At 44.1% G+C, this 26,597-nt stretch carries 1 protein-coding gene; it reads right to left on the minus strand.

What is annotated here, in order from left to right:
• The gene (locus tag ACOMC3_RS06765; protein WP_420318776.1) at positions 1-26,412 is read right to left on the minus strand and encodes a gliding motility-associated C-terminal domain-containing protein; all 26,412 of its coding nucleotides are present in this window, start codon (positions 26,410-26,412) and stop codon (positions 1-3) included.
• Positions 26,413-26,597 lie beyond the last annotated feature (185 nt).

Genomic DNA, 26,597 nt, shown 5'->3' on the forward strand with positions numbered 1-26,597 from the left:
TTACCGAACTAATTCAATAAATCCTTGAATAGGATCCTCTCCAGTACCTAAATCAACCAGGTAGTAATATGTTCCAGCTGGTAATTTGAGACCTCCGCCTCCAACATTACTGAGTCCTTCAAATCTGGTAGAAGTATTGTTATATCCATCAACCTCCCAAACTCTTTGTCCTGCGCGGTTAAAGATTTTCACATTGTTTGCAGGGAAATAATCTATACAATCAATTAGGAAGAAATCATTCTTACCATCCGCATTAGCCGAGATACCATTGTAAATGGTCAGCGATGTTTCAATTGTAAACGCTGCATCATACGTACAGCCGTTTTCTGCAGTAAATGTCACTGTGTAATCTCCTGGATATGCATCTATCAATCTCGAATCTGTTCCAACGATGTTTCCATTTGCATCTCTCCATTCATAATTAGACGGAAGCTGGAATTCATCAAATCTTACGATCGCAGTTCCTGTAAACTGATTTGTGGATCCATCCTCAGTTCGTAAACATATGGAGCTCTTAGCAGAAATCTCAAATGTTGGGTCTACTACTTCATAACCTACTTCTATTGAGGTGAATGGAGATTCACAACCTGTTGAAATATTCGTTGCTCTTACGAGATAGGTAGTGGTATCCAGATTAAACACCTCTGAGCCCGTAGCATAAGGAGTGATCATATCATTTGGATCAAACCACTCGAACAGATAGTTATTGGTAATACCGTCTACATTGGCGATGGCGCTACCATTCGCAAACGAACAGTTATTTCTACCATTGTTCAATATCACAGTAGGGGCATTTGGTGTAATAGCCTCATTAAGGATATCGAAATTTTCCATTGCCACACATCCGGTAATTACATCTGTCAATTGAACTGAGTAAGTACCTGCGTCAAGCGAATCAATAAAGAATCTATTTCCTATTTCAATATTTGAATCATCGAACCAAGCGATATCTACAGATGATAATGAAGGAACACTTACACTTGCGAATCCATTTTTATCTTCAAAACAGATAGTTACATTAGTTGTTGTGAGTGTAAATTCTGGACTTTCTGTTCCATCTTCAATAGTTACCTGGGTAGCTAATGATTGACATTGTGTATCAACTTGATCTATTACAAGCACCACATAATCACCATCAGGGAGATCTTCTATCAACGATCCATTATAATCTGCATTGGAAGGAAGCGGATTTGATCCAACAGCCGCCAAGCTACCTGTAAACCAGTAGAATTGATAATCAGTCACCGATCGCCCCGGAGATGGAGTGATCACAGAAGCTGCAACCTTACCATTTGGATTCACACAATTGGTATTAGCTGAGGATGTAGTTGAAATTGCCACAGGATTAGGAATATTATCCGTCATTTCATACGTCTCAGTAATGCTACAACCCGTTGTGCTGTTTGTAACTTCTACCGTGTAGAATCCTGCTGCTAATCCAGAAACTTCATTTGTATTAGCACCGGTCAAGTTTGCACCACCTGTATAATCATCCGATGTAAGTGGATTCGTAGTTCCTGTTCCATAGTACCACTCAAAGTCGTAGGTGGCGTTTTCTGGTTGTCCATCGGCTAATACAAGCAGACGTCCATTAGGATTGTCAAGTGTACAATTTGATTGGAAATCAAATTCATCAAGTGTAAGTGTTGGTAATATTATCGCATCACCAACCTCAATTTCGAACGCAGAAGTTGAACAATTGGTCAAAGTGTTTGTACCGATGATCCAATACGTTCCTACAGTTGCTGTTGTAAATGGTGCACCAGCTGTTCCTGTAAAAATTGCTGTTGGGGTTCCGATTGTTGGATCTACATTGTAATAGTTGAATGTATAATCCGACACATTATCTCTACTCACTGAAGTGACCGTTATCACACCATCTCCTGGGGTACATGTGGTAGCATCAGAAGCTGTAGCTATTAATATTTCAACGTTTGTTGGAACATTAGGTAACTCGAATTCTTCTGTTGTCACACAACCAGTTGATAGTCTTGTGACTTCCACAGTGTAGGTGTCTGCAGCCATTCCTGACAAATCAGAAGTTGTTACACCACTAGGAGTAGATCCATTACCTGGATCAACGCCATTTACTAGTGGAGAGCCAGTACCTGAACCTATGTACCACTGGAAGGTATAATCTGCATTCGAATCATCTATACCGCTTGTTGATCCTACAGTGGCAGTTGCCCTTAATGTACCATTAGGAGAAGCCCCGTTACTGCACGTGGAATCTGCCACTTGAAGTTCAATTCTTACTATTGGTCGTAATACAACATCATCTATTGTAAATTCAAGCCCCTCTGAATCACAGTCAGAGTTTAGTCGTGTAACCACCGCGCGGTAATCACCACTAGCTAGTTCTTCAAACAAATAAGGGGTGGATGCATCATTATCAGCCACAGGTGTTGAACCTGGAAGCGCGAATAGTTCTAATTGATAATCACTTCCCATCGCTACAGTATCGAACGTATTTCCATCAAACGTCACTTCGGTAACGACGAATGATCCTGCATCTATAGGATTGCCATCGTTATCATCGTCACAAATAGTATTGTCTACTACATTGATTTGCGAAATACTTGGTAATATCTGCTCAGAAGTTATAGTAAACGTCCTTATTCGTGAGCAATCTGTATTCGTGTTAGTAACAGTAACTTGGTAACTTCCTGCAGTAACTCCAGTCAATGATGCCTGATTCGTTGTGACTCCACCACCGATAGCTCCACCGCCAGCAACTTCCCATAGGAAAGTTATTGGGCCTGGATTCGCATCATTGTACTTCTCATCAATCAATACTTCCAATCCTCCTACAGACGCGCTGGTTCCACAATCCTGATCAGGCGTCATGCTCACAAGTGCAACTTGTGGGTTTCTAACCGAATCCGATATAATGACTTGAGCTGTTGCAATTGAACATCCAGTCGTACTATTCTGAGCAAGAATGAAATAATCATCAGCAGCTAGATTGGTAAACGATATAGATGTTGAAGCAGTATTAATAAAAGGTGAACCAGTTAAATGAGCCCCTGTTTCAGATCCCTGACGTATCTCAATCTCAAAATCAGTCAAATCTCCTGTTGAGATGTCTGCATCATTGATAGTCAGAGTTCCGCTATTTCCAGTACAAAGTGTGTCAGGAAGGGTTCTGGATTGAATTGTTACCTGGTCTAATGTAGGAATATTTTCATCACTTCCTACAGAGTATGTTGCAGTCTCAGTACATCCTGCATTTGGTGTTGTGCCATTTTTTGTAACGCTCACCGTATAATCTCCATTTGAAAGGTCTGTGAGGGATGTATTTGTCGCATTAGCACTAGCAGTTCCTCTTATTCCGGAAGGATCATTAGGGAATATTTCATTTGCTGCCAAAACAGATGCTCCTCTATACCATACTATAGTAAAGTCTGTAACAGGAGAAGAGCTTCCATCATCGACAGTCAATGTCAACGTTCCGTCACCAGAATTATTTGGTCCACAGTAGGTATCATCAGTAGTTGACGTACTCAATGCAATTGCTCCAGCGTTTTCTTCAATTATGAATTCTACAAAATCTCCAGTACTCTGTGTACATCCGTTCGTTGCTGTATTTGTTACCTGAACGTAATATGTTCCTGCTGGAAGACCATTGATTTCACTTGCTCCATTCGTTCCGTTGACACCATTCGGGAATGTTACATCTGGGAAACTTGCTACGGCAATAGGAGTAGTTTCATCACTTTCAAACCAGTCAAATTGATAATCAGACATGGTTGTGTTCGTAATTGTTCCCGTCGGTCTCGTTTCAGTAACTCGCAGTATTTCAAATGCCCCGTTTGAAGGTGAACAATTTTCATTATGCTGAATTGAAATATCTGAGCTTGTGATTCCTACGGATACATCAACCGGAAACGAATTAATGGTGAAGGTAGCGAACGCATCACAACCTTCATTTCCATTACCGGAAGCGTTTCCATTGTCTTTAGTAGCAAACACGGTGTAGGTACCATTCTCCAATCCATCAAGTGAGAGGATGTTGCCGTTGACTAGTGCAGACCCTGCATTGGCATTACCAGAGTTGGTATTGTCTGCATCAGCATCATCAGCGATGAAGTCATTATCAGCAGTCCCAGGCGCAGTGGTATACGTACCTCTGTACCATTCGATGGAGTAGTCAGCGAGCGTAATCGCTGCACCACCATCTTCGGTGATGTTGATAGTAATGGATCCGTCACCGGTATTGTTTGTGCCGTCACAGTAGGTATCGGCAGCTTTTGTATTCAAGCTGATAACCGGATCTACCTGTATATCCTCAACGACCACATCGATGGTGCCAGTAGCACAACCCGTAGTGTTATGAGAGATATTGAATGAGTAGGTTCCAGCACCCACATCTTCGAGTCTGTCGTTCGCGATTGCCCCAGCACCAGAAGTGACCACACTGCCTGTACCTGTAGCGGTCCAGTTAATGGTGTATGGGCTTGCATTGTTTAGCGGAGTAGCGACACCATCTATGATAATTTCATCAATGGTAATCGAACCATTTTCCGGCGTACAGTTATCGTTATCTACTACGGAGATACCCGTAGTAGGGCTTACTGTAAGTGTAGGTTGATCACTATCGATGGTGAAAGTAGCGAACGCATCACAACCTTCATTTCCATTACCGGAAGCGTTTCCATTGTCTTTAGTAGCAAACACGGTGTAGGTACCATTCTCCAATCCATCAAGGGAAAGGATGTTGCCGTTGACTAGTGCAGACCCTGCATTGGCATTACCTGAGTTGGTATCATCCGCATCGCTATCATCCGCGATGAAGTTTGCATCACCGGTACCCGGAGCTACAGTAAGTGTACCTCTGTACCATTCGATGGAGTAGTCAGCGAGTGTAATCGCTGCACCACCATCTTCGGTAAGGTTGATGGTTATTGAACCATCACCGGTGTTGTTTGTACCGTCACAGAATGCATCTGCTGCTTTGGTATTTAAGCTGATAACCGGATCTACCTGTATATCCTCAACGATCACATCGATGGTGCCAGTAGCACAACCCGTAGTGTTATGAGAGATATTGAATGAGTAGGTTCCAGCACCCACATCTTCGAGTCTGTCGTTCGCGATTGCCCCAGCACCAGAAGTGACCACACTGCCTGTACCTGTAGCGGTCCAGTTAATGGTGTATGGGCTTGCATTGTTTAGCGGAGTAGCGACACCATCTATGATAATTTCATCAATGGTAATCGAACCATTTTCCGGCGTACAGTTATCGTTATCTACTACGGTGATACCCGTAGTAGGGCTTACTGTAAGTGTAGGTTGATCACTATCGATGGTGAAAGTAGCGAACGCATCACAACCTTCATTTCCATTACCGGAAGCGTTTCCATTGTCTTTAGTAGCAAACACGGTGTAGGTACCATTCTCCAATCCATCAAGGGAAAGGATGTTGCCGTTGACTAGTGCAGACCCTGCATTGGCATTACCTGAGTTGGTATCATCCGCATCGCTATCATCCGCGATGAAGTTTGCATCACCGGTACCCGGAGCTACAGTAAGTGTACCTCTGTACCATTCGATGGAGTAGTCAGCGAGTGTAATCGCTGCACCACCATCTTCGGTAAGGTTGATGGTTATTGAACCATCACCGGTGTTGTTTGTGCCGTCACAGAATGCATCTGCTGTTTTGGTATTTAAGCTGATAACCGGATCTACCTGTATATCCTCAACGATCACATCGATGGTGCCAGTAGCACAACCCGTAGTGTTATGAGAGATATTGAATGAGTAGGTTCCAGCACCCACATCTTCGAGTCTGTCGTTCGCGATTGCCCCAGCACCAGAAGTGACCACACTGCCTGTACCTGTAGCGGTCCAGTTAATGGTGTATGGGCTTGCATTGTTTAGCGGAGTAGCGACACCATCTATGATAATTTCATCAATGGTAATCGAACCATTTTCCGGCGTACAGTTATCGTTATCTACTACGGTGATACCAGTAGTAGGGCTTACTGTAAGTGTAGGTTGATCACTATCGATGGTGAAAGTAGCGAACGCATCACAACCTTCATTTCCATTACCGGAAGCGTTTCCATTGTCTTTAGTAGCAAACACGGTGTAGGTACCATTCTCCAATCCATCAAGGGAAAGGATGTTGCCGTTGACTAGTGCAGACCCTGCATTGGCATTACCTGAGTTGGTATCATCCGCATCGCTATCATCCGCGATGAAGTTTGCATCACCGGTACCCGGAGCTACAGTAAGTGTACCTCTGTACCATTCGATGGAGTAGTCAGCGAGTGTAATCGCTGCACCACCATCTTCGGTAAGGTTGATGGTTATTGAACCATCACCGGTGTTGTTTGTGCCGTCACAGAATGCATCTGCTGTTTTGGTATTTAAGCTGATAACCGGATCTACCTGTATATCCTCAACGATCACATCGATGGTGCCAGTAGCACAACCCGTAGTGTTATGAGAGATATTGAATGAGTAGGTTCCAGCACCCACATCTTCGAGTCTGTCGTTCGCGATTGCCCCAGCACCAGAAGTGACCACACTGCCTGTACCTGTAGCGGTCCAGTTAATGGTGTATGGGCTTGCATTGTTTAGCGGAGTAGCGACACCATCTATGATAATTTCATCAATGGTAATCGAACCATTTTCCGGCGTACAGTTATCGTTATCTACTACGGTGATACCCGTAGTAGGGCTTACTGTAAGTGTAGGTTGATCACTATCGATGGTGAAAGTAGCGAACGCATCACAACCTTCATTTCCATTACCGGAAGCGTTTCCATTGTCTTTAGTAGCAAACACGGTGTAGGTACCATTCTCCAATCCATCAAGGGAAAGGATGTTGCCGTTGACTAGTGCAGACCCTGCATTGGCATTACCTGAGTTGGTATCATCCGCATCGCTATCATCCGCGATGAAGTTTGCATCACCGGTACCCGGAGCTACAGTAAGTGTACCTCTGTACCATTCGATGGAGTAGTCAGCGAGTGTAATCGCTGCACCACCATCTTCGGTAAGGTTGATGGTTATTGAACCATCACCGGTGTTGTTTGTACCGTCACAGAATGCATCTGCTGCTTTGGTATTTAAGCTGATAACCGGATCTACCTGTATATCCTCAACGATCACATCGATGGTGCCAGTAGCACAACCCGTAGTGTTATGAGAGATATTGAATGAGTAGGTTCCAGCACCCACATCTTCGAGTCTGTCGTTCGCGATTGCCCCAGCACCAGAAGTGACCACACTGCCTGTACCTGTAGCGGTCCAGTTAATGGTGTATGGGCTTGCATTGTTTAGCGGAGTAGCGACACCATCTATGATAATTTCATCAATGGTAATCGAACCATTTTCCGGCGTACAGTTATCGTTATCTACTACGGTGATACCCGTAGTAGGGCTTACTGTAAGTGTAGGTTGATCACTATCGATGGTGAAAGTAGCGAACGCATCACAACCTTCATTTCCATTACCGGAAGCGTTTCCATTGTCTTTAGTAGCAAACACGGTGTAGGTACCATTCTCCAATCCATCAAGGGAAAGGATGTTGCCGTTGACTAGTGCAGACCCTGCATTGGCATTACCTGAGTTGGTATCATCCGCATCGCTATCATCCGCGATGAAGTTTGCATCACCGGTACCCGGAGCTACAGTAAGTGTACCTCTGTACCATTCGATGGAGTAGTCAGCGAGTGTAATCGCTGCACCACCATCTTCGGTAAGGTTGATGGTTATTGAACCATCACCGGTGTTGTTTGTGCCGTCACAGAATGCATCTGCTGTTTTGGTATTTAAGCTGATAACCGGATCTACCTGTATATCCTCAACGATCACATCGATGGTGCCAGTAGCACAACCCGTAGTGTTATGAGAGATATTGAATGAGTAGGTTCCAGCACCCACATCTTCGAGTCTGTCGTTCGCGATTGCCCCAGCACCAGAAGTGACCACACTGCCTGTACCTGTAGCGGTCCAGTTAATGGTGTATGGGCTTGCATTGTTTAGCGGAGTAGCGACACCATCTATGATAATTTCATCAATGGTAATCGAACCATTTTCCGGCGTACAGTTATCGTTATCTACTACGGTGATACCAGTAGTAGGGCTTACTGTAAGTGTAGGTTGATCACTATCGATGGTGAAAGTAGCGAACGCATCACAACCTTCATTTCCATTACCGGAAGCGTTTCCATTGTCTTTAGTAGCAAACACGGTGTAGGTACCATTCTCCAATCCATCAAGGGAAAGGATGTTGCCGTTGACTAGTGCAGACCCTGCATTGGCATTACCTGAGTTGGTATCATCCGCATCGCTATCATCCGCGATGAAGTTTGCATCACCGGTACCCGGAGCTACAGTAAGTGTACCTCTGTACCATTCGATGGAGTAGTCAGCGAGTGTAATCGCTGCACCACCATCTTCGGTAAGGTTGATGGTTATTGAACCATCACCGGTGTTGTTTGTGCCGTCACAGTAGGTATCGGCAGCTTTGGTATTTAAGCTGATAACCGGATCTACCTGTATATCCTCAACGATCACATCGATGGTGCCAGTAGCACAACCCGTAGTGTTATGAGAGATATTGAATGAGTAGGTTCCAGCACCCACATCTTCGAGTCTGTCGTTCGCGATTGCCCCAGCACCAGAAGTGACCACACTGCCTGTACCTGTAGCGGTCCAGTTAATGGTGTATGGGCTTGCATTGTTTAGCGGAGTAGCGACACCATCTATGATAATTTCATCAATGGTAATCGAACCATTTTCCGGCGTACAGTTATCGTTATCTACTACGGAGATACCAGTAGTAGGGCTTACTGTAAGTGTAGGTTGATCACTATCGATGGTGAAAGTAGCGAACGCATCACAACCTTCATTTCCATTACCGGAAGCGTTTCCATTGTCTTTAGTAGCAAACACGGTGTAGGTACCATTCTCCAATCCATCAAGGGAAAGGATGTTGCCGTTGACTAGTGCAGACCCTGCATTGGCATTACCTGAGTTGGTATCATCCGCATCGCTATCATCCGCGATGAAGTTTGCATCACCGGTACCCGGAGCTACAGTAAGTGTACCTCTGTACCATTCGATGGAGTAGTCAGCGAGTGTAATCGCTGCACCACCATCTTCGGTAAGGTTGATGGTTATTGAACCATCACCGGTGTTGTTTGTGCCGTCACAGAATGCATCTGCTGTTTTGGTATTTAAGCTGATAACCGGATCTACCTGTATATCCTCAACGATCACATCGATGGTGCCAGTAGCACAACCCGTAGTGTTATGAGAGATATTGAATGAGTAGGTTCCAGCACCCACATCTTCGAGTCTGTCGTTCGCGATTGCCCCAGCACCAGAAGTGACCACACTGCCTGTACCTGTAGCGGTCCAGTTAATGGTGTATGGGCTTGCATTGTTTAGCGGAGTAGCGACACCATCTATGATAATTTCATCAATGGTAATCGAACCATTTTCCGGCGTACAGTTATCGTTATCTACTACGGAGATACCAGTAGTAGGGCTTACTGTAAGTGTAGGTTGATCACTATCGATGGTGAAAGTAGCGAACGCATCACAACCTTCATTTCCATTACCGGAAGCGTTTCCATTGTCTTTAGTAGCAAACACGGTGTAGGTACCATTCTCCAATCCATCAAGTGAGAGGATGTTGCCATTGACTAGTGCAGACCCTGCATTGGCATTACCTGAGTTGGTATCATCCGCATCGCTATCATCCGCGATGAAGTTTGCATCACCGGTACCCGGAGCTACAGTAAGTGTACCTCTGTACCATTCGATGGAGTAGTCAGCGAGTGTAATCGCTGCACCACCATCTTCGGTAAGGTTGATGGTTATTGAACCATCACCGGTGTTGTTTGTGCCGTCACAGTAGGTATCGGCAGCTTTTGTATTCAAGCTGATAACCGGATCTACCTGTATATCCTCAACGATCACATCGATGGTGCCAGTAGCACAACCCGTAGTGTTATGAGAGATATTGAATGAGTAGGTTCCAGCACCCACATCTTCGAGTCTGTCGTTCGCGATTGCCCCAGCACCAGAAGTGACCACACTGCCTGTACCTGTAGCGGTCCAGTTAATGGTGTATGGGCTTGCATTGTTTAGCGGAGTAGCGACACCATCTATGATAATTTCATCAATGGTAATCGAACCATTTTCCGGCGTACAGTTATCGTTATCTACTACGGAGATACCAGTAGTAGGGCTTACTGTAAGTGTAGGTTGATCACTATCGATGGTGAAAGTAGCGAACGCATCACAACCTTCATTTCCATTACCGGAAGCGTTTCCATTGTCTTTAGTAGCAAACACGGTGTAGGTACCATTCTCCAATCCATCAAGTGAGAGGATGTTGCCGTTGACTAGTGCAGACCCTGCATTGGCATTACCTGAGTTGGTATCATCCGCATCGCTATCATCCGCGATGAAGTTTGCATCACCGGTACCCGGAGCTACAGTAAGTGTACCTCTGTACCATTCGATGGAGTAGTCAGCGAGTGTAATCGCTGCACCACCATCTTCGGTAAGGTTGATGGTTATTGAACCATCACCGGTGTTGTTTGTACCGTCACAGAATGCATCTGCTGCTTTGGTATTTAAGCTGATAACCGGATCTACCTGTATATCCTCAACGATCACATCGATGGTGCCAGTAGCACAACCCGTAGTGTTATGAGAGATATTGAATGAGTAGGTTCCAGCACCCACATCTTCGAGTCTGTCGTTCGCGATTGCCCCAGCACCAGAAGTGACCACACTGCCTGTACCTGTAGCGGTCCAGTTAATGGTGTATGGGCTTGCATTGTTTAGCGGAGTAGCGACACCATCTATGATAATTTCATCAATGGTAATCGAACCATTTTCCGGCGTACAGTTATCGTTATCTACTACGGTGATACCCGTAGTAGGGCTTACTGTAAGTGTAGGCTGATCACTGTTGATGGTGAAAGTAGCGAATGTTGTACATCCTTGGTTATCGGTTGCACTTGTATTGCCATTGTCCTTAGTAATGAATACGGAGTATGTACCATTCTCCAATCCATCAAGTGAAAGGATGTCACCGTTCACAAGTGCAGACCCTGCATTGGCATTACCTGAGTTGGTATTGTCTGCATCAGCATCATCAGCGATGAAGTCGTTATCAGCAGTCCCAGGAGCAGTGGTATATGTACCTCTGTACCATTCGACAGAGAAATCCGCAAGGTTCGTTGTAACTCCTTCATCATCAATTTCAATGGTGATTGATCCGTCACCGGTATTGTTAGTACCGTCACAATAGGTATCTGCAGCTTTCGTGGAAAGGCTAACTATTGGATCAACCGTATTATCCTGAATAGTGAAATTGTATGTGGTTGAACAACCAGTTGCATCATGAACTATTTCAATTTCATAATCACCAGCAGTCAGATCATTACCAGACGCTTCATTTAAATTTGGATTGTAGACACTTGAGGTTGTCACATTTGTCCAACTTAAGGTAAAGTCTGCTATTATTTCCGCCTGTGTATCGGAGGCTGCATCAACAGCTCCATTTTGCAAAATACGCTCCAGACTAAATGATCCAGCGCCATTGCAATCTACTTGTTCAGTCTTATTCCAATCCGTACCCGAGCTATTGCCTACAGAATATGTCGTAAGCTCATCGAATATCTGAATATCAAGAGTATCAGGACAGTCTGTACCTGCACCTGAATTGTCGTTGATAGCAATCACTCGATACCAGCCTGCACCAACTCCAGAAATAATTGCAGTATTTGCATCTAATGTTTCAAAACCAGCAACATTAGATCCTACACCTGCTTCATCAGCACCATCTGCATCTATCAATGTTTGGCCAACTGAGAAATCCCCATCTCCATCAGAGTCATAGTACCAAGTAAAATCGAAAGTTCCACCAGCAGGGTTGCTGGCATCAACTTCAATTACGCCATTATAATCGAGGGCACCAGAAACATCACAAATGGTGTTGTTAGTGGTATTAGCAACATCTAATGTAATCGTAGAAACTGGTGGATCGTCTAATGTTACGGTACCAACAAAAACAATACATCTGTCACCTGCTCCAGAGTTGAAAAATTCAACACCAACTGTGTATAACCCTGCGTCAAGCTGGCCAAGAGCTGCATTATCAGTCATATCGATTGTTTCAACAGCTCCTGCAGTTGCATCTGTAAAGCTTCCAGAAGTCAGAACAGGAGCATAAGAAGCATCCGATAGGTTCGGATCAAACGGAGTTACACCGTCTGAATCTGGTGTAATTGTTCTATTTCCTTCAAATACGAAATAACGATATTGAGCTGGATTATTTCCTGCATCCGCATCTAGAGTAATTGAGATTTCACCATCATATGTTGCGGCACATCTTGTAGGTTGAGAATCAATTGCTAATGAGATATCAGGTGCAGTACCAAACGTTAAACTGGTTGTAATCAATTCAATACATCCGTTTGCAAGTTCAGCTACTCCAGTATAACTGATAGCCGGAAGCCCAGTCATACGTGCGTTTCTAATTATTGTACCACTCACAGTCTCATCAAAAAACTGGACCTCAGCAGAAGTAAACCCATCATCAAATAAGTCTTCAACTAATTGTCCACTGGCCGCTGTTGTATCTGTTCCTGCATACCAGGTAATCACAATATCTCCTGGGTGAACCCCGCCAAGAGTGGTTCCAGTATTTACATTTATTTCACCATCTTCAGTGAAGCAATTGGAAATATTGACTTTGGTAAACAATGATTGATCAAACGTGGCTGTTGGACCAGTATATGTAACTACTAATGCTCCAGTTTCAACGAAACAACTTGTATTATTGTCAATTACTCTTACTACATAATTTCCATCAGAAAGATTATTAAACACGGCATCCGCATCATTTTCATTAATGGTTGTTGGAGTTTCACCCGCATCAATGGTTGTACCAGGATATAATTCAAATGTGTATCCATTTGCACCATCTAATGGTTGAGTACTGCCATTGTCATTTGCAACTATTGTTAACTGGCCTGTTGGATTATCACAACTCGTATTAGAAGATGTTTCTGTAGCAGAAACAATCGCAGGGTTTGTAGTTGAGGTAATAATTGTCAATTCTTCAGTATAGAAGCAATTGGAAGCAGTATTTGTGACTTTTATGGTATAAGTACCTGCGGCAAGATTATCAAATGTCACTTCAGTGCCGGTTGTTGTTTTATTTGTTGTGATCTCACCAGAACTAATTTGTTGACCCGGATATAACTGGAAAGTGTATCCAGCTGTCGCACCAAGTACATCCGTTTGAATTTGTCCAATTGGATTTCCGGAATCACATGATGATTGTTCATTAGTTAAACTGGAATTAATATCCGCAGAGAAATCAGTTGGATTCGCTACCACTGCAACAGTCACTTCCGCAGTAATACATCCAGTTCCATTATCAATTACTTCTATGGTATAATTACCAGGATCCACACCGGTAATAGAAGCAGTGCTGGTATTGTCGGTTGTTTCCGTTAATAATTGATTAGCGGTACCAGCCGTTCCTTTTTCAGAGAAGATGTCAGTTGCTCCTGAAACATCTAATAGATTTGCTGGATTTGCGGAACTTCCGTAATAGTAGTTTACAGTATAATTACCGGTACCAGTAATCATGGAAAGATCTACAGTCACTCCACCGTTCGGATAGTTTGTTCCTCCAACGCAATCTGTCATATCAACAGCAGCAACATCAACGGCCGGATCATTGAAAGTAGGAGTGGTAGAGTTGTCATTGATTGTAAATTCTTCAGTGATCGGGCACTGTGTATCATCATTGGTAATCTGAACGGTGTAAGTACCTGCTTCGAGTCCTTGTAGCGTAAGAGTAGTAGCACCTGTTGCAGAAGTACCAGCGAGGGCATCACCATCGGTTAGGTCCGTAGCATCGAGGGTGTTTGTGGTTCCTGATCCGAAGTACCATTGAATGTCGTAACCGCCTGTTGGCTCACCGCCAGCAGTGGTAGGAGTGACAGTGATTTGTCCGTTAGGATCTACAGTACTTGGCACACAAGTCGTTTGATGTGAATCGATGGTACCATTGGCAGAGATGACAGCAGGGACTGCATTGACAGTCACGGTCACTTCTGCAGTCGCACATCCGGTACCACTGTCGATTACTTCGATGGTATAATCGCCCGGATCGAGTCCGGTTACGGAAGCAGAAGTGGTGTTATTGGTAGTTTCCTGGATATTAATTATGGCTGGTCCACCAGCACCTTTTTCGGTAAAGATGTCTGTAGTTCCATCTACAGTCAGTTGGTTGGCAGGTAGCGCCGCACCACCATAGTAGTAGTTGACAGAGTATGTGCCAGAACCAGTGATCGCAGAAAGGTCCACAGTGACACCTCCATTAGGATAGTTGTCACCACCTGAGCAATCAGTCATATCGACCGCTAATACATCCGTAGCAGGAGCTGCGAAAGTAGGAGTGGTAGAGTTGTCATTGATTGTAAACTCTTCAGTGATCGGGCACTGTGTATCATCATTGGTAATCTGTACGGTGTAAGTACCTGCTTCGAGTCCTTGTAGCGTAAGAGTAGTAGCACCTGTTGCAGAAGTACCAGCGAGGGCATCACCATCGGCTAGGTCCGTAGCATCGAGGGTGTTTGTGGTTCCTGATCCGAAGTACCACTGAATGTCGTAACCGCCTGTTGGCTCACCGCCAGCAGTGGTAGGAGTGACAGTGATTTGTCCGTTAGGATCTACAGTACTTGGCACACAAGTCGTTTGATGTGAATCGATGGTACCATTGGCAGAGATGACAGCAGGGACTGCATTGACAGTCACGGTCACTTCTGCAGTCGCACATCCGGTACCACTGTCGATTACTTCGATGGTATAATCGCCCGGATCGAGTCCGGTTACGGAAGCAGAAGTGGTGTTATTGGTAGTTTCCTGGATATTAATTACTGCTGGTCCACCAGCACCTTTTTCGGTAAAGATGTCTGTAGTTCCATCTACAGTCAGTTGGTTGGCAGGTAGCGCCGCACCACCATAGTAGTAGTTGACAGAGTATGTGCCAGAACCAGTGATCGCAGAAAGGTCCACAGTGACACCTCCATTAGGATAGTTGTCACCACCTGAGCAATCAGTCATATCGACCGCTAATACATCCGTAGCAGGAGCTGCGAAAGTAGGAGTGGTAGAGTTGTCATTGATTGTAAACTCTTCAGTGATAGGGCACTGTGTATCATCATTGGTAATCTGTACGGTGTAAGTACCTGCTTCGAGTCCTTGTAGCGTAAGAGTAGTAGCACCTGTTGCAGAAGTACCAGCGAGGGCATCACCATCGGTTAGGTCCGTAGCATCGAGGGTGTTTGTAGTTCCTGATCCGAAGTACCACTGAATGTCGTAACCGCCTGTTGGCTCACCGCCAGCAGTGGTAGGAGTGACAGTGATTTGTCCGTTAGGATCTACAGTACTTGGCACACAAGTCGTTTGATGTGAATCGATGGTACCATTGGCAGAGATGACAGCAGGGACTGCATTGACAGTCACGGTCACCTCAGCGGTCGCACATCCGGTACCACTGTCGATTACTTCGATGGTATAATCGCCTGGATCGAGTCCGGTTACGGAAGCAGAAGTGGTGTTATTGGTAGTTTCCTGGATATTAATTATGGCTGGTCCACCAGCACCTTTTTCGGTAAAGATGTCTGTAGTTCCATCTACAGTCAGTTGGTTGGCAGGTAGCGCCGCACCACCATAGTAGTAGTTGACAGAGTATGTTCCTGATCCTGTGATTGCAGAAAGATTTATCGTTATACCTCCATTAGGATAGTTGTCACCACCTGAGCAATCAGTCATATCGACCGCTAATACATCCGTAGCAGGAGCTGCGAAAGTAGGAGTGGTAGAGTTGTCATTGATTGTAAACTCTTCAGTGATAGGGCACTGTGTATCATCATTGGTAATCTGTACGGTGTAAGTACCTGCTTCGAGTCCTTGTAGCGTAAGAGTAGTAGCACCTGTTGCAGAAGTACCAGCGAGGGCATCACCATCGGTTAGGTCCGTAGCATCGAGGGTGTTTGTAGTTCCTGATCCGAAGTACCACTGAATGTCGTAACCGCCTGTTGGCTCACCGCCAGCAGTGGTAGGAGTGACAGTGATTTGTCCGTTAGGATCTACAGTACTTGGCACACAAGTCGTTTGATGTGAATCGATGGTACCATTGGCAGAGATGACAGCAGGGACTGCATTGACAGTCACGGTCACTTCTGCAGTCGCACATCCGGTACCACTGTCGATTACTTCGATGGTATAATCGCCTGGATCGAGTCCGGTTACGGAAGCAGAAGTGGTGTTATTGGTAGTTTCCTGGATATTAATTACGGCTGGTCCACCAGCACCTTTTTCGGTAAAGATGTCTGTAGTTCCATCTACAGTCAGTTGGTTGGCAGGTAGCGCCGCACCACCATAGTAGTAGTTGACAGAGTATGTTCCTGATCCTGTGATTGCAGAAAGGTCCACAGTGACACCTCCATTAGGATAGTTGTCACCACCTGAGCAATCAGTCATATCGACCGCTAATACATCCGTAGCAGGAGCTGCGAAAGTAGGAGTGGTAGAGTTGTCATTGATTGTAAATTCTTCAGTGATCGGGCACTGTGTATCATCATTGGTAATCTGTACGGTGTAAGTACCTGCTTCGAGTCCTTGAAGCGTAAGAGTAGTAGCACCTGTTGCAGAAGTACCAGCGAGGGCATCACCATCGGTTAGGTCCGTAGCATCGAGGGTGTTTGTAGTTCCTGATCCGAAGTACCACTGAATGTCGTAACCGCCTGTTGGCTCACCGCCAGCAGTGGTAGGAGTGACAGTGATTTGTCCGTTAGGATCTACAGTACTTGGCACACAAGTCGTTTGATGTGAATCGATGGTACCATTGGCAGAGATGACAGCAGGGACTGCATTGACAGTCACGGTCACTTCTGCAGTCGCACATCCGGTACCACTGTCGATTACTTCGATGGTATAATCGCCCGGATCGAGTCCGGTTACGGAAGCAGAAGTGGTGTTATTGGTAGTTTCCTGGATATTAATTACGGCTGGTCCACCAGCACCTTTTTCGGTAAAGATGTCTGTAGTTCCATCTACAGTCAGTTGGTTGGCAGGTAGCGCCGCACCACCATAGTAGTAGTTGACAGAGTATGTGCCAGAACCAGTGATCGCAGAAAGGTCCACAGTGACACCTCCATTAGGATAGTTGTCACCACCTGAGCAATCAGTCATATCGACCGCTAATACATCCGTAGCAGGAGCTGCGAAAGTAGGAGTGGTAGAGTTGTCATTGATTGTAAATTCTTCAGTGATCGGGCACTGTGTATCATCATTGGTAATCTGTACGGTGTAAGTACCTGCTTCGAGTCCTTGTAGCGTAAGAGTAGTAGCACCTGTTGCAGAAGTACCAGCGAGGGCATCACCATCGGTTAGGTCCGTAGCATCGAGGGTGTTTGTGGTTCCTGATCCGAAGTACCATTGAATGTCGTAACCGCCTGTTGGCTCACCGCCAGCAGTGGTAGGAGTGACAGTGATTTGTCCGTTAGGATCTACAGTACTTGGCACACAAGTCGTTTGATGTGAATCGATGGTACCATTGGCAGAGATGACAGCAGGGACTGCATTGACAGTCACGGTCACTTCTGCAGTCGCACATCCGGTACCACTGTCGATTACTTCGATGGTATAATCGCCCGGATCGAGTCCGGTTACGGAAGCAGAAGTGGTGTTATTGGTAGTTTCCTGGATATTAATTACGGCTGGTCCACCAGCACCTTTTTCGGTAAAGATGTCTGTAGTTCCATCTACAGTCAGTTGGTTGGCAGGTAGCGCCGCACCACCATAGTAGTAGTTGACAGAGTATGTGCCAGAACCAGTGATCGCAGAAAGGTCCACAGTGACACCTCCATTAGGATAGTTGTCACCACCTGAGCAATCAGTCATATCGACCGCTAATACATCCGTAGCAGGAGCTGCGAAAGTAGGAGTGGTAGAGTTGTCATTGATTGTAAATTCTTCAGTGATCGGGCACTGTGTATCATCATTGGTAATCTGTACGGTGTAAGTACCTGCTTCGAGTCCTTGTAGCGTAAGAGTAGTAGCACCTGTTGCAGAAGTACCAGCGAGGGCATCACCATCGGTTAGGTCCGTAGCATCGAGGGTGTTTGTAGTTCCTGATCCGAAGTACCACTGAATGTCGTAACCGCCTGTTGGCTCACCGCCAGCAGTGGTAGGAGTGACAGTGATTTGTCCGTTAGGATCTACAGTACTTGGCACACAAGTCGTTTGATGTGAATCGATGGTACCATTGGCAGAGATGACAGCAGGGACTGCATTGACAGTCACGGTCACTTCTGCAGTCGCACATCCGGTACCACTGTCGATTACTTCGATGGTATAATCGCCCGGATCGAGTCCGGTTACGGAAGCAGAAGTGGTGTTATTGGTAGTTTCCTGGATATTAATTATGGCTGGTCCACCAGCACCTTTTTCGGTAAAGATGTCTGTAGTTCCATCTACAGTCAGTTGGTTGGCAGGTAGCGCCGCACCACCATAGTAGTAGTTGACAGAGTATGTGCCAGAACCAGTGATCGCAGAAAGGTCCACAGTGACACCTCCATTAGGATAGTTGTCACCACCTGAGCAATCAGTCATATCGACCGCTAATACATCCGTAGCAGGAGCTGCGAAAGTAGGAGTGGTAGAGTTGTCATTGATTGTAAACTCTTCAGTGATAGGGCACTGTGTATCATCATTGGTAATCTGTACGGTGTAAGTACCTGCTTCGAGTCCTTGTAGCGTAAGAGTAGTAGCACCTGTTGCAGAAGTACCAGCGAGGGCATCACCATCGGCTAGGTCCGTAGCATCGAGGGTGTTTGTGGTTCCTGATCCGAAGTACCACTGAATGTCGTAACCGCCTGTTGGCTCACCGCCAGCAGTGGTAGGAGTGACAGTGATTTGTCCGTTAGGATCTACAGTACTTGGCACACAAGTCGTTTGATGTGAATCGATGGTACCATTGGCAGAGATGACAGCAGGGACTGCATTGACAGTCACGGTCACTTCTGCAGTCGCACATCCGGTACCACTGTCGATTACTTCGATGGTATAATCGCCTGGATCGAGTCCGGTTACGGAAGCAGAAGTGGTGTTATTGGTAGTTTCCTGGATATTAATTACGGCTGGTCCACCAGCACCTTTTTCGGTAAAGATGTCTGTAGTTCCATCTACAGTCAGTTGGTTGGCAGGTAGCGCCGCACCACCATAGTAGTAGTTGACAGAGTATGTGCCAGAACCAGTGATCGCAGAAAGATCTATCGTTATACCTCCATTAGGATAGTTGTCACCACCTGAGCAATCAGTCATATCGACCGCTAATACATCCGTAGCAGGAGCTGCGAAAGTAGGAGTGGTGGAATTATCATTGATTGTAAATTCTTCAGTGATCGGGCACTGTGTATCATCATTGGTAATCTGTACGGTGTAAGTACCTGCTTCGAGTCCTTGTAGCGTAAGAGTAGTAGCACCTGTTGCAGAAGTACCAGCGAGGGCATCACCATCGGTTAGGTCCGTAGCATCGAGGGTGTTTGTGGTTCCTGATCCGAAGTACCATTGAATGTCGTAACCGCCTGTTGGCTCACCGCCAGCAGTGGTAGGAGTGACGGTGATTTGTCCGTTAGGATCTACAGTACTTGGCACACATGAAGTTTGATGAGCATCGATGGTTCCATTGACAGAGATCACTGCAGGCACAGCGTTTACTGTAACGGTCACCTCAGCGGTCGTACATCCGGTACCACTGTCGATTACTTCGATGGTATAATCGCCTGGATCAAGTCCGGTGATTGAAGCCGAAGTGGTATTATCGGTAGTTTCAGAGATGTTGATGTTAGCCGTTCCAGCCGTTCCTTTTTCAGTGAAGATGTCCGTTGCTCCAGAAACATCCAATAAGTTAGCGACAAGAACTGAATTACCATAGTAGTAGTTGACAGAGTATGAACCAGAACCAGTGATCGCAGAAAGGTCCACAGTGACACCTCCATTAGGATAGTTGTCACCACCTGAGCAATCAGTCATATCGACCGCTAATACATCCGTAGCAGGAGCTGCGAAAGTAGGAGTGGTGGAATTATCATTGATTGTAAACTCTTCAATTAGATCACACTGAGTATCTGTATTCGTAATCTGTACGGTGTATGTCCCAGCTTCAAGGCCTTGAACTGTCAATGAAGTTACTCCAGTGCCGGATTCGCCAGATAATGCGTCACCATCTACCAGGTCTGTCATATCAAGCACATCGGATGTGCCGGAACCAAAATACCATTGAATATCATATCCACCTACAGGCTCACCACCTGCTGATGTTGATGGGGTTAGAGTTATTTGACCATTAGGGTCTACGGTGCTAGGAACGCAAACAGTCAAGTGGTCAATTGTTTCATTTGACGCAATGGATGCTGGGTCATCACCTACAATCACAGTTTCTTTATCACTTGTACAGTTGGTTAAACTGTCATATACAGTATATGTGAAATCTCCTGTATATACACCATTGATTGTTGAGGCAGTTTCACCAGAAATTAGATTTGCAGGATTGTCATTATTGCCAGTATACCAGTTAAATCGTTTTTTAGCATTTCCACCGTTCATGGTAACACTAATCGACCCATTTCCATTTGCAGGATCACAACTGGTATTATCAACAATCGAAGTTGATGCAGTAGTTGGTAGTGTTGGATCATCATTTACTTTATTTGGTCCGGCAGGCTTTTCTCCATCTTCACAACCGGTTTCGTTATTGATAACTCTAATGTAATAATCATCTTTGTCCAGATCATTGCCTACTACGCCAGTATAATTACCGGCACCATCATCTGTAATGACCACAGTATTGTCGAGAAATGTAGGGTTAACTTCATCTATGCCTCGATATAGTTCTACGGTATAGCCACTGGTGGAAGGAGGGGTGGTGCTTGTAATAGATACGCTAAGGGTCCCATTTGGATTATACTCTGGATTTGTTGAATCCGTATTTTCCCAACAGGTAGTGTTATCGGTTGCTGTTATTGAGATAATAGGAAGGTCATCAACATCGTCTATTTCATATCTGAACTGATTGGATGAACAGTTATTAGGAGAAGTAACAATCAAGGTATACTTATCACCCACTAATCCTGAGATTGACTCTGTAGCTTCTCCACTTGGAGTAGAACCATTAGAGGCGCCACTTGTGGTAATGTTCTGACCTCCTGTACCATGACCTTCATACCAAGTAAACGTATACCCGTTCGCCGATGGATTACTGACGGGTACTCCATCCATTGTGACGTTTACTGAAATTGCTCCTGTGTATGTGCCATAAGCATCATCGCAAAATGAATTGTCCGAAGAACTATTTAAGGTGACTACTGGTGTCACTTTATCTTCAGTAAGGTTAAACGATTGAACACTTGAGCAACTCGTACTTGTATGAGTTACTTCAACTTTATATTGGTCTTTAACAAGTCCTGAAACAGTACTCGTGGATACTCCGGTTGGAAGAGATCCATTTCCAGGATCTGTATTTTCTACTAAAGGATCATTATTTTTCTCAAGCCACTGGAAGGTAAATCCATCGCTTTCCGTACATTCTACACATGGTTGGCTAGGATCATCGACGTAAGCTCTTAAAGATCCATTTCCATTTATACAATCAGTTTGTGGTGCTACTTCAACTATTACAACCGTTGGAGAGTACAAATCATCCGCAATGTTTAGCGTCAACTCTACGGTCTCACAACCTGTGCTTACATGCTCTGCTACTACCGTATAGTCTCCAGCACTTAAGTTACTGATTGAATTAGTCCCAATACTTGGTCCAGCCAAAATTGGATCACCAGAATCATTACCATCATACCATGTGAAGTTGTAGTTTCCAACAACATCACCTTGAATACTCACAGACAAGAATCCATTAGGAGCTCCACATGAGGTGTTGTCATTTATGGTTTGAGAAGCGGTAAAAGTAGGTGTAACTGTTACATCATCAACTACGACATCACTAAAATCTGTACATTGTGTATCATCGTTAGTCACACGAATTCGGTAATCACCAGGGGCCAGATTTGAGAATGAGAATGGCACTGAACCATCTGCGATTGTTTCATCAGCACCTATTTGGGTAGTGAATGAATGACCGTCAAATATTTCATAAGTATATGAGGCTGGTTCGGATCCAGGCATGGATGAAGTGACGGCTACACTTCCAGTATTACTATCACAATTATCATCATCAGTGACTGTTGTTACTATGGATGGCTGTGTTTGTATTCTGATTATTTCTGTTGGAATTTCTGTCCCTCCACATCCAGTTGCATCATCAAATATTTTGACTACATAATCTCCATCATCCAAAGAGTTAAAAACTCCTGAGGTGTTTGTTTGATCGGGTGATCCAGATGCAGTTGTTCCAAAGTAAAGTTCAAATCTTCCCCCAGTAATTGTTCCACTTGCATCAATGACTCCAGTAGTAACAGCTAAATCACAACTATTTATATGCGTTAGTGCTGTATCCCCAACCGTGATGGAAGGTGAGAATGGAACATCACTAACTTCAATTGTTCTGGTTTCGAAACATGATGTTGCATCATCTGTCACTCTAACTGTATAGGTAGCTTCAGAAAGACCTCCTAATTCAAACGCGTTACCATTAACTAAGAAGGCATTTGCATCTGCTGTTCCAGGTAGGACATTTGCAGGCAATGTATTTGCTCCTAAAAACCATTCGAATGTAAAACCGGACGTAGTACCAGCGCCATCTCCATCAGCTCTTACCTCACCATTACCATCTTCACAAGATGTGTTGTTTGACACAAGTGTTGTTGCTGGATTAGGTGCAGTCGAATTGTCAGTTAAAGTAGAGGTTACAGGATCCGAAATACAACCTGAGGAATTTAGAATTGCTCGTACCGTATATTCACCAGGATCCGATACAGTGTAGGTTACGCCAGTGAAATCGACCGATGGTTTGATTGATGGTCCATCATACCATTCAAATGTATAGTCTGAGGTGTTACCTCCTACATCAGCTGATAATTCACCCGTGCCACCGCAAGTGGTGATGTTAGTAATAGAGACGTTAGGGTTAGGTGGGTTAGAGACCGTAGTAGAAACCGTTCTACTTTCAGAAACGGTACAACCTGACTGATCTTCGATTACTTCAACTGTGTACCCAATCGCATCCAAATTAGAAATGGTATTACCAGTACCAATTGGTGTAACTCCTTCAGATTGGATAAACCAGGTAAGAGCAAACCCATCTGCAGATGTTAAGGTATCCTGAGGAATACCACCACTTTCAGTAGTAAATGCAAACGCTCCTAATGAGCCATCTGGTGTACTACAATCTGTCAATGGACTGATTTCATAGATGTGAACATTGAATTGTGGTGAACTTATCAAGTCGATCGTTAATTCGACCGTATCAGAATAACATTCAGTCAAACCATAGTAACCAACTACATCATAAGTTCCGGTCGCCATCTGAGGGTATTGACTTCCTTCATAGAGGATGGAAGAATAATCATCGTCATTGTACCATCTGAAAACAAACCCATCTGGTTCTGTAAATTCTTTAATAATATTCGGTCCAGTACCATTTACTGAAATATTGTCGATGTAGTGAGATTCGGATGAGCTGGTATTGTGAATTTCAACTCTTAAAATAAGTAACGAATCAACCCCGTCTGAATTCAGATTCGAAATAAATGCTTGTTCATATGTAAAATCGTCGAACTGCGAACCGTTATTAAGTACGCCTGATTCAGTAACTGTGTTCGACTCATCTCGTAATTCATAATAAGCAATTGCAAAATCTCTCCATTGACCTGATCCTTCTTGATTACCATTTTCAAAAATGTCTAAAGTGATATTGATATCAGTATAATTTGATATATCAATGTCTTGTGAAGTCCATGTAACAATACCTACATCATTCTTGGTACCCGTTTTAGTAGCACTAAACATATTAGATCCGTTGTAAGATGTTACACCATAAAAATCTGGTGTCTGAGTTCCTCCATCTGAAGTCCATGCTGTCTCATCGGTATCAGACTGATCACCACCAGCTCTATCTTCAAAGTTTTCTGTCCAGAATGTCAGGTTGCCACCTGGAGTAGGACCAAAATAATATGCGCGAGCACTTCCATTATCTGGTTTACTTGGATCGCATTTTTCGTTATCACTAAGTTTTTCTACCGTAAGATCAAATGTTTGAAAACCTACTAATGTGCTTTGAATATTATTTCCTGTCTCGCATTCTGGAATGGTCGCTGTAGGTAAAGGAACTGCCAATGGTGGTGTACCTCCATTATCATTAATAACAACAAATAATTCAAAATCACCACCAACCCCACTAATTGTCTGGGTTATTGTTAAGGTTTCACCAACGTCAAATCCGACTAACAAGGTAACCTCAGTATCTAATAATATTCCATCGGATGTTCTTGGGTCATTGGCATAATAGGATACCGGTAGATTACCTGAAATATCGACATCACCAATGTTTGTAATTTCAAATTCAACTGTAATCAGTGCATCGGGACATGCAGCATCTGTGGCTGAAAGAATTCCTACAAAGTCAATGTCTGGAGATGCAAATTCTACACAGCCATCTTCGTTTAGAATTGGTGCTTGATTAAGAAAAGTATTTAAAGGTCTGCTTGGAAATGGAACAGGGGAACCATCAGCATATTCGCATAATCCTGACGAGAAAACTACAGAGTGATCTTGCACTTCTGCTGGAACAGTAAGGTCATCATTGATATTGACATTATAATAACCATGCTGATTCCAAACACCTCGGGCAGGCATCCATGCTTCACCATCTGATTCATATACTCTTATTGCCGAGTACCTAGTGTTACTGTATGGACTAAATGGTGTGGAATTATTATAGTAACAAGAGACGCAAATCTCACTACTACCATCTCCATCAACGTCTGCTATGACGGGATATTCTTCTTGAGTTCTTGAAACACAGGCAATTTCTCTTCTCTCCGAGGTTGTGTTGTCTCCATTTCCTACTCCGTCAACAATCAATAATGATTCCTCACTTCTGTAGACAACTTCTACAGCACCATCTCCATCAAAATCAAAAAGAGAACACCCTGTAAATCCTGATGATCCTTCTTTAATTGGGTGTATCCAATGGATGTTGAAGTTCTCATCCAATGAGTAGAGTTTTTGGTCCATTACAAAGTTGGCATTGAGTTGACCATCACCGTCAACATCTCCAATGTTTACTCGACCTGGACCTCTAACGAAGTTATTTGTAGGGTCATGATACGTAATTACATTTCCATTAACCGGATCCCAGAAAAATATAGTGGTTTCTCCATTATATTTTTGTGCATTTGTTCCCAGCGCACCTGTAAGGATTAAATCTATGCTACCGTCAAGGTTATAGTCAGCAGCAGAGACTGTTGACCACTGATCATCCCAACTCGGGTAATATTTAGGGTAGTAATTTAAATTCGGATCAATATCGGTATGGATGTCATCATCCATATCTGCGATTAATGTTCTTGTTGCAGTAGCCTCATTAATGGAGTAAATCTCATTTCCGGAAACCAATTCTAAACCAGCACAATCTCCGCAGAAACTATCCGGAAAAATATCGACCGCAATTGTACCGTGGAGAAAGTCTTGTTCCCAATTACCAGAACCTGCAATAATTACATTACCGGTTGCGGCATCCATTATTTCATTTCGGTAATAGATTTCAACGTCACCATCTTCATCAAAATCGGCTACACCTGGAAGACCAATGGTTTGATTGACAGATGCCTTTGCTCCCCATTTCTTAGTAAGCGTTCCAAGGGTAGGATCAAAATTATACATGGCTAAATCGTCACCCTTGTTTTGGGAAACGATAATGTCACCAATTTCATCACCATCAATCTCTGCAATAATTGGAGCGTTTTCTGGAGTAAAACCAATATCGGCAGAGGCCAGAGTAGCTCCTGTTGCTCCATTCAAAACGAAAAGATCAAGTGCACCATAATTATTGACCGTAACTACTTCTGGTATTCCATTTCCATCTAAATCTCCAATAGCAGGAGTAACGTGACTGGTTGCTGTTTCATCAGCAGATGTCCACTGCTGTCTAATTGCAAAAGTTGTAACATCAATTTCATCAGCACAGATTACCTCATTTCCAAAAAAGAAGTCGTCACATGCAGGACTGGTTGAACAATCACCGTCATAACAGTCGATTAGGCCATCGCCATCATCGTCTGTTCCATTGCCACAATCCTCAGTTTGAGCATGTAGAATGATAGAAGTGAAAAGTAAAAGGAATGTTAAAATCGGATTCCGATGGCTATTCATGGTATTAGTTGAAATGGATACGGTCATAAATACACTTTTAAGGCATAATGTAACCCTTTAGCAAGGTAGATAAACCCCCTGAATTTCAAAAGGTACATCAAGTCATGATAAAGTTACCGCTTAATTACAAAGCAGAACTATACCAATATAAAATAGTACTATTCAAAGGATGAATATTAGATCAATCCCTGATTTTTATAGGTAAAACTTCT

The sequence above is a fragment of the Ekhidna sp. genome, from assembly GCF_965212185.1.
In the GTDB taxonomy this organism is placed as follows: Bacteria; Bacteroidota; Bacteroidia; order Cytophagales; family Cyclobacteriaceae; genus Ekhidna.

Coding starts and splice junctions, on each gene's coding strand:
- ACOMC3_RS06765 (WP_420318776.1), bottom strand. CDS start 26,412: ATGACCGTATCCATTTCAACTAATACCATGAATAGCCATCGGAATCCG.